Origin of the sequence: Peribacillus sp. FSL K6-1552 (assembly GCF_038005205.1) — a bacterium.
Classification (GTDB): domain Bacteria; phylum Bacillota; class Bacilli; order Bacillales; family DSM-1321; genus Peribacillus; species Peribacillus butanolivorans.
The window spans coordinates 4,576,820-4,589,552 of sequence record NZ_JBBOST010000001.1 but is presented as its reverse complement, the minus strand read 5'-3'; the positions used below and the strand labels follow the sequence as shown (position 1 = coordinate 4,589,552).

Sequence of the window (12,733 nt, the reverse complement as noted above, 5' to 3'; positions counted from 1 at the left end):
AACAAAATAGTTTTAAAACACAATAAATTGAAAACGCTTACAGATTAAGCGTTTTCATATACAATTTACTTTATTAGAAGATAGGAGTGATAGATATGCTCGCTTTATTAGGATACTTGATGATTTTAGTGTTTATGATTTTAATTATGACAGGGCGACTTTCAGCCATGATAGCTTTGATTGTAGTACCTAGTGCCTTCGCACTTATTGGTGGTTTCGGTAGTCAAATGGGTGAAATGGCGCTAGAAGGAATCAAAAGTGTGGCGCCAACAGGAATCATGATTTTATTTGCAATCCTTTTCTTTGGTATTTTGATTGATGCTGGAGTTTTTGATCCAATCATTAATACGATCCTTAGACTTGTAAAAGGAGATCCTGTAAAAATTGCCATCGGTACGGCAGTTTTGGCTTTACTTATTTCGTTAGATGGAGATGGTACAACCACATATATGATCACTATTTCTGCCATGCTTCCGCTATATAAACGGATTGGAATGAAACCGCTTATATTAGCTGGTATCGCTGTTTCGTCATCTGGAGTCATGAATCTTCTTCCTTGGGGAGGCCCGACAGCAAGGGTGATGACTGCTTTGAAACTAGAAATGTCCGATGTTTTCACGCCTGTTATTCCTGCTATGATTGGCGGTGTGCTATTCGTTCTATTCATGGCATATTGTATGGGTAAAAAAGAAAGAAAAAGAATTGGGATAATAGAACTAGATTATCATGCTGTAGCTCAACATGCGGCTGCAACTGAAGATGCTTACATTAAGCGTCCTAAATTAATTGTCTTTAATTATGCGTTAACACTTACCCTGCTAGTGGCGCTGATTATGGAACTTATGCCTTCAGCGGTCCTATTTATGATAGGTTTTGCCATTGCGATTACGATTAATTACCCGAAAGTAAGTGATCAAAAAGAACGTGTAGCCAATTATGCTGACAATGCTTTATCAGTTGTTTCGATGATATTTGCAGCAGGTGTCTTTACCGGAATTCTTTCCGGAACGGAAATGGTAGATGCTATGGCAAACTCTATGATTCAGCACATTCCTGACCAAATGGGTGCACACTTTGCCGTTATCACAGCTATCATTAGCGCACCTTTTACTTTCTTCATGTCTAATGACGCCTTCTATTATGGCGTACTTCCATTACTTGCTAAGGCAGGTGCTGCTTATGGAATTGATCCTGCCATGATAGGAAGAGCTTCTCTTTTAGGGTTGCCAGTTCATCTATTAAGTCCGCTTGTTCCATCTACCTATCTATTGATTGGGATGGTAGGAGAAGATTTTGGAGCCCTGCAGCGTACTTTCTTGAAGTGGGCTTGCGGATCGACACTTGTCATGATTTTGGTATCTCTTGTATTAGGAATAATCCCACTATAAGAGATATAGCAAGTAGTTCCTCGATTTTTTAAAGTACCCTTTTATTGTAAAGAGCCCCATTCGTACTAGTACTAGTACGAATGGGGCTCTTTAATTTCGATTGAAAGGTGGCCCTATATCCTACTGCTCGCTTTCCTCACTAACACTCTTTCTATCAAAGTTCATAATGATATTTATTACTGGCTGATTGAACTACCCACCACTTATCGACTTTACGGTCTGATTGAAGTGGGGGATTCCTAAGAACATTAGCCTAACGGCCAATTTTTAATTAGGCTACTCCCGTAGTTCCTACGGTTAGAAGCCTTATGGCTTCATTCATTAGATTGAGTCCTGCGTTAATATCTCGATCGTGGTGAGTAGAACAAAAAGGACAATCCCATTCACGAAGATTCAGATGTTTAACGTCTTTATTTTGGTAACCGCAGCTAGAACACAATTGGCTAGAAGCAAACGTTTTAGATACGGTCACGATTTGTTTACCATACCATTTTGCTTTGTATTCCAACATTTTTTTGAATTGGTACCAAGATACTTCACTAATAGCTTTAGCTAGTTTGTGATTTTTCATCATATTCGACACTTGCAAGTCTTCCATTCCAATAACATCGTGGTTTTTGATGATTTCGGTAGAAACTTTATGTAAGTAATCCATTCGGGCATTTGAAATTTTTTCGTGTAGGATAGCCACTTTTCGTTTTTGTTTTTGATAGTTTTTGGCTTCAGCCAATGGTTTATTTTGATTCAAGGCTATTTCTTGTCGCCTTGAAAGAATCCGTTGTGCTTTGGCCAATTTCTTTTCGACCGTCCGGAAGAATTTTGGGTTTTGATAGACCGTACCATCTGAAAGAATAGCAAAGTTCTTCAAACCAACATCTACACCGCACGAACGATTCGTTTTAGGAAGTACTTGTACATTGGTTTCGGCTAAAACGGAAATGAAATATTTACCCGAAGGGTTCCGCCTGATTGTGGCATTGATGATTCGCCCTTCGACTTCGCGGCTTTTAGCAAAACGAACTAGACCGAGTTTTGGCAATTTGATTTTGTTTCCAACAATTCCAATATTCCCATTCGTATGTTTAGTCGTATAGGACTGGATAGGATTCTTTTTCGATTTGAAGCGTGGTGACTTGTTTTGCTTTTTATAATATCGACTATAGGAATCTGCTAAATTTTCCACCGATTTCTGTAAGGCAATACTGTCTACTTCTTTCAGGAAAGAATACTCTTTCTTTAAAGCTGGAAGTTCTTTGATTGTTGCGTATTTATTCAGAAAAGAACCTTTCCATTCATTAGAGGGTAATTGGCCGTTCTGCTTCATTTCTTCACAGATATACCAGTAGGCATCTTTCTCCTTTTGTTTGCCTAAAAAGAAGTTATAGACAAAACGGGAGCAGCCGATCGTTTTATTGATTAGAACTAGTTGTTCTTTAGTTGGATAGATTCGAAATTTATAAGCTTTGTTTACGACCATTGGTTTCACCCCCTTATAGTTATTATTAACCATCGAACGTATGTTTGTCAAAAGATTACTTTGGCTTATGCCAACCGCCATTCATCTCCCCCTTACCGTTGGGCTCTCGCCCTTCACACGCTTGAAGAGGGAGTATTCTGGCGGGAAATGATAAAACTAGAATTAAGAGAAACATTATGTTTGTCTTCTCTCTCGCGACAAAGTTAGCTTTTTCTTTTATTGAATGTGGATGTACCGTACCTTAACATTAGGTGAAACTATATTAAGAAGGGAAGAGAGCAAAATGGCTCACTTTAATATAAAGGTTGCTGTTCAAAAGTTCGGTAACTTTCTAAGTTCAATGGTCATGCCAAATATATCAGCTTTCATAGCTTGGGGGTTAATCACTGCACTATTCATTCCTTCTGGTTTCCTCCCAAATGAAAGCCTTGCCAAAATGGTTGGCCCAATGGTTACTTTCTTGCTTCCGCTTTTAATTGGGTATACAGGTGGTAAGTTAGTTCATGATCACCGAGGGGGCGTAGTTGGTGCTATTGCGACTATGGGTGTTATTGTTGGATCTGATATTCCAATGTTCCTTGGTGCAATGATCATGGGACCGTTTGGCGGTTATGTTATCAAGAAATTCGATCAATTTATTGAAGGAAAAATAAAAGCCGGTTTTGAAATGCTTGTTAACAATTTCTCAGCTGGGATTCTTGGCGGCTTGCTATCCATTCTATCTTTCTTAGCGATAGGTCCTGCTGTTAACGTGTTTACAGGATGGCTTGTAGCAGGTGTTGATTGGCTTGTAGGTACAGGTTTACTGCCATTAACAAGTATTCTAATCGAACCTGCCAAAGTATTGTTCTTAAACAATGCAATTAATCATGGCGTCCTTTCACCAATCGGTGTAGAGCAAGTTAAACAAACTGGATCTTCCATTCTGTTTCTGCTTGAAGCAAATCCTGGACCCGGTATTGGTATTCTGCTTGCTTATTGCTTCTTCGGAAAAGGTACTGCGAAGAGATCGGCGCCTGGAGCTGCCATCATTCATTTCTTCGGTGGTATCCATGAAATATATTTCCCTTATATTCTAATGAAGCCGATGTTATTTTTAGCGGTCATTCTTGGAGGCATGAGCGGAGTTTTCACTTTAGTTCTTTTAGGCGGCGGATTGTTCGCTCCCGCTTCGCCAGGCAGTATTCTTGCCATTACAGCGGTAACTCCGCATAATATGGGCGCATATATTGCTAACTTTGCAGGTGTGATCGTAGCTGCAATTGTATCATTCATCGTAGCTGCATTCGTCTTGAAAACAGGTAAACAGACGGAGGAAAATATCGAAGATGCTGCGAAAAAAATGCAAGAAATGAAAGGGAAGAAAAGCTCTGTTGCTGATGTATTTGCTTCAGATCCGGGTACTATGCCAACAAACGTCAGTAAAATTATTTTTGCTTGCGATGCTGGTATGGGTTCAAGTGCAATGGGTGCTTCCCTCCTGCGCAAAAAGGTAAAGGAAGCTGGTTTGAATATTGATGTTACAAATACAGCAATCAGCAACATTCCTTCTGACGCACAAATTGTTATTACACAGGAAGAGTTAACTCCAAGAGCACAAAATAAAGTGCCGAATGCTTTTCATGTATCTGTCGATAACTTCTTATCAAGTCCTGAATACGATTCATTGCTAGCACGGCTTCAGGATGATGGTACTGACGAGCTTCATGAGATTGTCGAAGATGCTGAAGAGGAAGTTCCAGGTGTTCGTGAGCATTCAATTGAACCTGGCATCGATGCAGGTGAAGAAGATGCACCGGATGATAATGATCTGCTTCGCGAAGAAAATGTCTTCCTTAATCAACATTTTGACAATAAGGAAGAAGCGATCCGCTTTGCGGGAAGAGCTTTGGTAAATGCAGGATACGTAAAGGAAAGCTACATTGAAGCGATGATTGCACGTGATGAAATGACTTCAACCTATATGGGAAATGATGTAGCCATTCCACACGGAACTGAGGAAGCTAAAAAAGATGTCCTTAAATCTGGATTTACCGTTTTACAGATACCAAACGGTGTCGATTTTGACGGGCAAAAGGCTCGGTTAATATTCGGAATAGCCGGCAAGGATGGCACACATCTTGAAATTCTATCTGGCATAGCGGTTACTTGCTCGGAGATGGAGAATATTGAAAAGATGGTTAAAGCCACATCAGCCAGGGAATTGATGGATATTATAAACGTTAAAAATAATTAAATACTCTTAACCAAGAATAGAAAAGCGTTTTACGCTTTTCTATTCAGTATTTTCTCGTGTTACTCCACCTGAAATGAGTTGGTAGCATGTATATTACTTCAAGGGAAAAATCAATCATAGAATTGATCATAAAAACTTCAGGAAAACATACGGCCATATCCATTGCAACACAACTGAATGTAAGTGTCCGGACGGTTCAACGTGATCTGAAGGCCATAGAAAAAATCCTGCAATCTTTTGAGTTGCATTTAACACGCAATACACATGAAGGGCTGTCCATCGATGGGAAGAATGAACAAGTCTTTAGGCTTGTACAGCACCTGATGGGTAATCATCCGATTGATCAAACACCACAAGAAAGAAAGTTGCATCTGCTTTTAGCTTTATTGCAGGAAGAATCATATAAAACTCAAGCTCTAGCGGGGGATCTCGGTATAAGCATAACCACTCTTTCAACCTATTTAGACGAACTGACTGAGTGGATAAGAAATTTTAATATCGTGATTACCAGAAAAAGGGGAGTCGGAATAGAGCTTACCGGCACTGAAGAAAATAAACGGAAAGCTCAGGCTGCCTATTTCTTGCACTTCTTTAATGAAGAGCTGATTGAAAGTTTATTTTTGTTGCAAGAAGGAAAATTCCCAGAAGGGAAAATCCTCGACTATTTCGATCCCGATTATCTTCTGGCTATTGATGGGGTGCTGAACTCGACCTTTAACAGTGTCCATTCGCGTTTGGCGGATAGCGGGTATATAGGGTTAATTGTGCATATTTATGTAACCCTGCAAAGGAATGAAAGCCAATTTTTTTTGGAGAAGGACTTCAAGAAAATAAGAGAACTTTCGGATGAGAATAATCTTATGAATAAAATAGGCAAGGAACTCAGCACCATGCTGGAAGTTTCTTTTACCATCGATGATATAAGCTACCTGGCCGCCATCCTTAAAGGTTCCAAGCTTCATGCGGCGGATGCAGTTCCATATGACAGTGTGGTGCTGGGCCAGCTGATAAGGAATTTGATAAAAGATGTTTCTGCTCAATTGCAAATCGATTTGACCAAGGATTTCCCATTGTATCAAGGGCTCCTTGCCCACATGGAACCATCGCTTTTCCGGATCAAACAGGAAATGGGATTATATAATCCCTTAACGGAAGATATTAAACGAAAGTATCCGGTTCTCTTTTTAGCAGTAAAGACCAGTCTGGAAAAGGGATTCAAAGAAATTAAAGATTTTCCTGAAGATGAAATAGCCTTCATCGTCCTTCATTTCGGATCTGCATTAGTGATGCGGGAGGAAGAAATATCAATAAGGGCACTCATCGTTTGTCCGACAGGTATAGGTACGTCGAAGATGCTTGCAAGCCGGATCAAAAAAGAAATCATAGAAATCCAGACTGTAGAAATCAAGACGATCAAAGATATCCAGCAGCAGGGCAGCCTGAAAAACTATGATGTAATCATTTCTACCGTTCGGCTTCCGTATATCGATATGGATTATATCCTCGTATCCCCTCTTTTGAGTGAAGAGAATATATTGAACATCAGGAATTATTTAAGGAAGAATATTGAAAACTTCACTAAGAATAAGCGTTATGGCAGTCATTCAGCCCAAAAGGATTCCCTGCCAAAAAAAGAGAATGGCGAATTGAAAGAAGTATTGCAGGAACTGAAAGACGTCCAACAAGCAATAGACGCTGTTATCAATAATTTCCGGTTTTATCGGCTGCCGCATCTGAAAGGACATCCGCGAATCATCGAAGAAATGGTTCGGATGGCTGAAAAGGAAGAGCTGCTAATGGATGCGGATGATGTGATTGGATCCCTTAACGAACGGGAAAAAAAAGGTGGTTTAGGTATTCCAGGCACTGGAATGGGCCTTTTTCATACCAGACATAAGAATGTGAAAGAGCTGATTTTCCAGGTGGCCCACTTAGATGAACTCTGTATGGTAAGAGGAATGGACGGAAAAGACGTGTATATGAAAAACCTATTGCTGATGCTTGCACCTGAAGAATTAAGTGCGAAGCAGCAGGAAATCGTCAGCTTAATCAGTTCAAGTTTAATTGAAAGCAATGAATCTATAATGATTTTTTCATCATCAGACGAAGAAGTAATTCGCAGTAGAATGGAAGCCATATTTTTGGATTATTTATATACTAACTTGATAAAGGGATGATAGAAATGAAACAAGTAGTACATTTCGGTGCAGGGAATATTGGAAGAGGATTTATTGGGGCACTCTTTTCACAATCTGGATATCATGTAACATTTGTAGATATAGCTGATCAAATCATCGACCAGTTAAATGATAAAAAGCAATACCAAGTCAAATTGGCGACTGATCAGCAAGAATCGGTCACAGTAGAAAATGTATCAGGTTTAAACAGCCTAAAGCAGGAAGAGGAAATCATCAAGGCAATTAAGGAAGCAACATACCTTACAACTGCAATCGGTCCGAATATTTTGCCTCACATCGCACCTTTAATTGCAAAAGGGTTAACTTCAAGAGTGAAGGAAACCGATGAAAAACTATATGTGATTGCTTGCGAAAACCAAATATCAGCAACAGATCTTTTAGAAGGATACATTCTAGAAAACTTAGATCAAGATACAAAGGCAAACTTAGCTGATAAAGTATTCTTCTTTAATTCAGCTGTTGATCGAATTGTTCCGATTCAAAATAACGAGGGTTCCCTCGATGTTTTGGTAGAACCTTATTATGAATGGGTCGTTGAAACGAATGAAAACATTCCCGCAGTTGAGGGGATGACCATTGTAAAAGAACTCGCTCCATTCATTGAAAGAAAACTTTTTACCGTTAATACAGGACATGCTGTCATTGCTTACTTGGGTTATCTTAAGGATAACAAATTGACGATTGACCAGTCATTGGAAGACGAAGGCATTGTAAAGCAAGTCAAGAAAACATTAGATGAAACTGGAGCCTATTTAATAAAGGAATACCAGTTGAACCCAGACGAGCATCAGCAATATATTAACAAGATTATTAACCGATTTAAAAATTCTTACTTAAATGACTCAGTAAATAGAGTAGGCCGTTCACCTCTGCGTAAGCTTGGACCAAACGACCGTCTTGTACGCCCTGCAGTAGAAGCGAAGAAAGCTAGACTTTCCTATACACATCTAGCGAAGGCAATAGCGGCAGCTTTACTCTTTAACTATAACGAAGATGAAGAAGCACTAAGGCTGCAAGCGATGGTGAAAGAAAACGGTGTACCTTCTGTTCTTAAAGAAGTTAGTGGTTTAGACGAAAATAGCGAAATTACCAAAGAAGTTGTCAGTTATTACAATGAGTTAAAGAAATAAATAGTTTATGACCAGAGCTCCTGAAATGAATTTTCAAGAGCTCTTTAACTTAGGGATATTGCTGAAGGGATGCAAAGTACTTACGTGATCAATTGCTTTATGCTATACAATGCTCAAAAGGATAAAACCTCAATACCAACTAAACCACTAAAGATAATTGACTACAGAACAGTAATTTTATATGATAATACTGACTGACTAATCAATCGGGAGGTGAGAAAGAATTTCTACAGAAAAGGTGGATAGAAGAGAGCAAATATTAGAGATTTCGCAACAACTTTTTGCTTCACTTGGTTATCATAAAACGAAGATCTCTGACATCGTTCGAGAAGCGGGTATTGCGCAGGGAACTTTTTATTGGCATTTTAAAAGTAAAGAAGCTATTGCTTTAGAAATTATTCAACAAGGGCGGAACGGACTTCTGGAAGTTGTAGCGCACGGACATCGAAAATCTCCTGGAACTGTTAAGGATGTTGTGAATTCCTCTGAAAAGTTATTTGAAGAGTTGTTTGATTTTTCCGCATCTAATCGATATATGATGGAAATGATATTCAAAGGAATTGACGGTGAAGAGTCACTTAAACAGGTGATTATTGAAACTCGATTGAAGGTGGAAGAAGCTTTTCAAAATAATATTAAAAGAGCGATGGAGCTAAACATTCTACCGGAAAGGGATCCTGGTTTACAAGCTGCATTATTAATGAGTTTATTTGAAGGAATCCTATCTAGGTGGTTATTCGGACCGGTCTCAGAGGGTTCGCATATACGAAACAAAACAACGGCGGAACTGGCTAAAGAAATAGTCAGATTCGAATTTTTTGGATTATTAGGAACATAAAAAGGAGACAGATTATTATGAAGAAAAAATATTCATACCTTACATTGGTTTTATTATTAGCATTTACTTTGATATTAAGTGCTTGTGGTTCGAAAGATGATAAGGCAAGCGAAAATAAAGAAAGCAGTGCAGATTTATTACAACAAATCAAAGATCGCGGAACACTTAAAGTAGGGCTTATGGGTACATATCAGCCATACAATTTCTTGAATGATAAGAAAGAGATGGATGGATTTGATGCTGATATCGCGAAAGAAATGGCCAAGCGTCTTGGAGTGGATGTTGAATTTGTTTCTCAAGAATTTTCAGGTATGGTGGCAGGATTACAAACAAAAAAATTTGATGCAGTTATTAGTCAAATGACCATTACTGATGAACGTAAAAAACAAATGGACTTTACGGAACCGTATATCACTAACCATGTGAAGGTAATCGTTCAAGAAGATAATAACTCGATTAAGTCTGTAAAAGATTTCAAAGGCAAGAACATTGGAGTGGGGCTAGGTACTAATGACGAAACATATCTTCGTACAGAGCTGCTTCCAGAGGTGGGAGATTTTACAATTAAAACATATGATGATGTTATTACATCATTAAAGGATTTGGACTCTGGCAGAATCGATGCAACCATTAATAATATGTATGCGTTGAAACCAGTTGTAGAGAGTAATGGATTTAAGATCAAAGCAGTTGGTGAACCGGTAAAATCTGATAAAGCAGGAATCGCGATTCGTAAAGGCAATGAATCATTATTGAAAGAATTGAATAAACATCTAGCTGATATGAAAGAAGACGGCACATATAATGAGATTTTTGTGAAATGGTTTGGGGAAGAGCCACAAGAATAAACCTTTAGTAGTAGAAAGGATACAAGCAAAGTTATGGATGTTATTTGGGTTAACCTACCATTTTTATTGAAGGGAGCGTATTATACGCTCCTTATCACCATTATTTCAATGTTTTTTGGATCGATTATTGCTGTGATTGTGGCGGTAGCTAGACTAAAAGGTAATAAGTTTATTAGGTGGATGGCTCGTGCATATGTTTCCATCATAAGAGGTACTCCCACTTTGGTCCAAATTATTATTGTGTATTATGGACTGGCTGATTACGGATTAAATCTTCAACCACTAACAGCGGCTTATATTGCGTTAAGTATTAGCATCGGGGCTTACTTGTCTGAAACATTACGCGGGGCGATTCAATCTATCCCTAAAGGGCAATATGAAGCGGCATATGCTTCTGGAATGTCGCCATATCAAACGATGCGCAGGATTATTTTCCCGCAAGCGATTCGGGTGGCCATCCCGCCAGCAGGCAATACATTTATTGGGATGTTAAAAGAGACATCACTTGTCTCCGTTATAACGGTTACCGAATTATTGCGTTCAGCCCAATTATTAATCGCTCAATACTATGTGTACATGCCATTTTATTTAGCAATTGCGCTAATGTATTGGATCATGAGTACAGGATTTTCCTTTGTCTTGGAAAGAATTGAAAAACGGTTATCAATATATGACTAAGTATGGTGAAGTAGAATGATAAACATCAACAACCTATCGAAGAGTTTTTCAACATTAGAAGTGTTGAAGGATATTAATTTACAAGTGAACAGCGGCGAAGTTGTTGTGATTCTTGGACCGAGTGGCTCAGGTAAAAGTACATTGCTTCGATGTATAAATGGTCTCGAAGAATTAACGAGTGGAACTATTGAAGTGAGCAACATTGTCGTTGATGCGAAAAAAAGTCATAAAGAGCGCAATAAACAAATTAAAAAAGTCCGTCTTCATACGGGAATGGTTTTTCAACAATTTAATTTATATCCGCATAAAACGGTATTGGAAAATGTTATCGAAGCACTGTTAATTGTGAAAAAATGGTCGAAAAATGATGCAGAGATAAAAGGGGAAACGCTGTTAAAAAGAGTAGGTTTGATTGATAAAAAAGATGTGTATCCTTCCCGATTATCTGGAGGTCAGCAACAAAGGGTTGCGATTGCAAGAGCACTTGCCATGGAACCGGATATCTTATTGTTCGATGAACCAACGTCTGCATTAGATCCAGAGTTGGTAGAAGAGGTGTTGGCTGTAATTAAAGAACTTGCTCAAGATGGAATGACCATGGCTATCGTTACACACGAGATGACTTTTGCTCAGGAAGTTGCTGATCGAATCGTCTTCATGTCAGATGGTGTCATTGTTGAAGAAGGTCCACCAGAGGAATTCTTTTCACAACCACAAACCGATCGAGCTAAGAAATTTTTGAAGAAAATGTAGTTAATATAAGGAGAGCTGGAGGAATTATTATGAAAGTGGTAACAAAATGGAATGGCCAGCGTGCTTTCACAGCTGTTGGAGATTCAGGTTATGAAGTAAGTATGGACGCAACTCCTGCATATGGAGGCGAAGGTAAAGGATCTACACCAACCGAAATGCTGCTGGCTTCTCTAGCTGGTTGCATTGGAATTGATGTCACGATGATACTGAAACCTTATTTGTCATCTGTGGACAAGCTTGAAATTGAAACAGATGGCACGAGAAAAGAAGAATTGCCAAAAGGATTCACATCCATTGTTGTGACTTTCATCATTGATGGGCAAGTGGACAGTAAACGAATCTGGAGGGCAATTAATCTGGGCAAAGAAAAATACTGTGCGGTATCAGATTCTTTGAAAGCCGATATCTCATTCCGGCTGATTTTAAATGGGGAAGAACAAGCAAAAATAGCTACTGATCAGAACCAAGGAGAATAAATACTTTTAACTTTTCAAAAGCACTGTGGAGAAATCTCTACGGTGCTTTTGTAGTTTTTAAGGTAAAAAGAAAAAGGATATTTCTTAGGAATATAAATTTAACACTTGTAAATAGTAATCATTACGTTTTATAATGGGAGACAGTCAAGAAAAGCGTTACATCTATAGTGATAATTCTTGAACAAAAAGGATTTTTTATAGTATAAATCGTAATTATTTTGATTTGTGTGATGAAGGGGTCTTTTTATGTTGAGAATATAGCTCTTACTTGAGTTTGGTGTAGTTACTCGTGAGTTTGGTGTAGTTACTCGTGAGTTTAGCGCTGTTACTCGTGAGTTTGGTGTAGTTACTCGTGAATTTGGTACTTTTACTCGTGAGTTTGGTGTAGTTACTCGTGAGTTTGGTGTAGTTACTCATGAATTTGGTACTTTTACTCGTGAGTTTGGTACTTTTACTCGTGAATTTGGCGCCTTTACTCGTGAGTTTGGTACTTTTACTCGTGAGTTTGGTACTTTTACTCGTGAATTTGGCGCCTTTACTCGTGAATTGAGTGCATTTACTCATGGGTTCGTTCTTTCACTCGAGTTTAGTCCTTTTACGAGTAAGTTTGGAGAAAGGAGAAGCAGGAAAGAAGGTAGAAGATTATCCAATCCATACATAGTAAGGAACCTATAAACAAGGGACAATTTGAATGATTTCTGATTGGAGAAA

At 38.6% G+C, this 12,733-nt stretch carries 10 protein-coding genes; 9 read left to right on the top strand and 1 reads right to left on the bottom strand.

Annotation, left to right across the window (positions count from 1 at the left end; translation table 11 throughout):
• The first annotated feature begins 95 nt into the window (after nucleotides 1-95).
• Nucleotides 96-1,388: a CitMHS family transporter gene (locus NST21_RS22080; RefSeq protein WP_056529768.1), complete on the top strand. Its 1,293-nt coding sequence runs from the start codon at nucleotides 96-98 to the stop codon at nucleotides 1,386-1,388.
• A 271-nt stretch (nucleotides 1,389-1,659) separates the two neighbouring features.
• Here the strand turns inward: NST21_RS22080 and tnpB are convergent, their stop codons facing one another.
• Nucleotides 1,660-2,865: an IS200/IS605 family element RNA-guided endonuclease TnpB gene (gene tnpB / locus NST21_RS22075; RefSeq protein WP_340887812.1), complete on the bottom strand. Its 1,206-nt coding sequence runs from the start codon at nucleotides 2,863-2,865 to the stop codon at nucleotides 1,660-1,662.
• A 283-nt stretch (nucleotides 2,866-3,148) separates the two neighbouring features.
• Here tnpB and NST21_RS22070 point away from each other — a divergent pair, with 283 nt between their 5' ends.
• The 8 genes from NST21_RS22070 (at nucleotide 3,149) to NST21_RS22035 (ending at nucleotide 12,022) form a co-directional block, all read left to right on the top strand.
• Nucleotides 3,149-5,101 carry a PTS mannitol transporter subunit IICBA gene (locus NST21_RS22070; RefSeq protein WP_340891269.1) on the top strand — a complete coding sequence of 651 codons (1,953 nt, stop codon included), beginning with the start codon at nucleotides 3,149-3,151 and terminating at the stop codon, nucleotides 5,099-5,101.
• An 86-nt stretch (nucleotides 5,102-5,187) separates the two neighbouring features.
• On the top strand, nucleotides 5,188-7,278 hold the full coding sequence (locus NST21_RS22065; RefSeq protein WP_340891267.1) for a BglG family transcription antiterminator: 2,091 nt from the start codon (nucleotides 5,188-5,190) through the stop codon (nucleotides 7,276-7,278).
• A gap of 5 nt (nucleotides 7,279-7,283) precedes the next feature.
• Nucleotides 7,284-8,429, top strand: a complete 1,146-nt coding sequence (locus NST21_RS22060; protein WP_340891265.1) for a mannitol-1-phosphate 5-dehydrogenase — start codon at nucleotides 7,284-7,286, stop codon at nucleotides 8,427-8,429.
• Between the two features lie 238 nt (nucleotides 8,430-8,667).
• A complete protein-coding gene (locus tag NST21_RS22055; RefSeq protein WP_340891262.1) occupies nucleotides 8,668-9,267 on the top strand; it encodes a TetR/AcrR family transcriptional regulator in 600 nt (199 codons plus the stop codon).
• A 17-nt stretch (nucleotides 9,268-9,284) separates the two neighbouring features.
• Nucleotides 9,285-10,115 carry a transporter substrate-binding domain-containing protein gene (locus tag NST21_RS22050; protein ID WP_056521568.1) on the top strand — a complete coding sequence of 277 codons (831 nt, stop codon included), beginning with the start codon at nucleotides 9,285-9,287 and terminating at the stop codon, nucleotides 10,113-10,115.
• A 33-nt stretch (nucleotides 10,116-10,148) separates the two neighbouring features.
• Nucleotides 10,149-10,793 carry an amino acid ABC transporter permease gene (locus NST21_RS22045; protein WP_053347482.1) on the top strand — a complete coding sequence of 215 codons (645 nt, stop codon included), beginning with the start codon at nucleotides 10,149-10,151 and terminating at the stop codon, nucleotides 10,791-10,793.
• 15 nt (nucleotides 10,794-10,808) lie between these two features.
• A complete protein-coding gene (locus NST21_RS22040; protein ID WP_340891258.1) occupies nucleotides 10,809-11,546 on the top strand; it encodes an amino acid ABC transporter ATP-binding protein in 738 nt (245 codons plus the stop codon).
• 29 nt (nucleotides 11,547-11,575) lie between these two features.
• Nucleotides 11,576-12,022 carry an OsmC family protein gene (locus tag NST21_RS22035; protein WP_340891256.1) on the top strand — a complete coding sequence of 149 codons (447 nt, stop codon included), beginning with the start codon at nucleotides 11,576-11,578 and terminating at the stop codon, nucleotides 12,020-12,022.
• Nucleotides 12,023-12,733 lie beyond the last annotated feature (711 nt).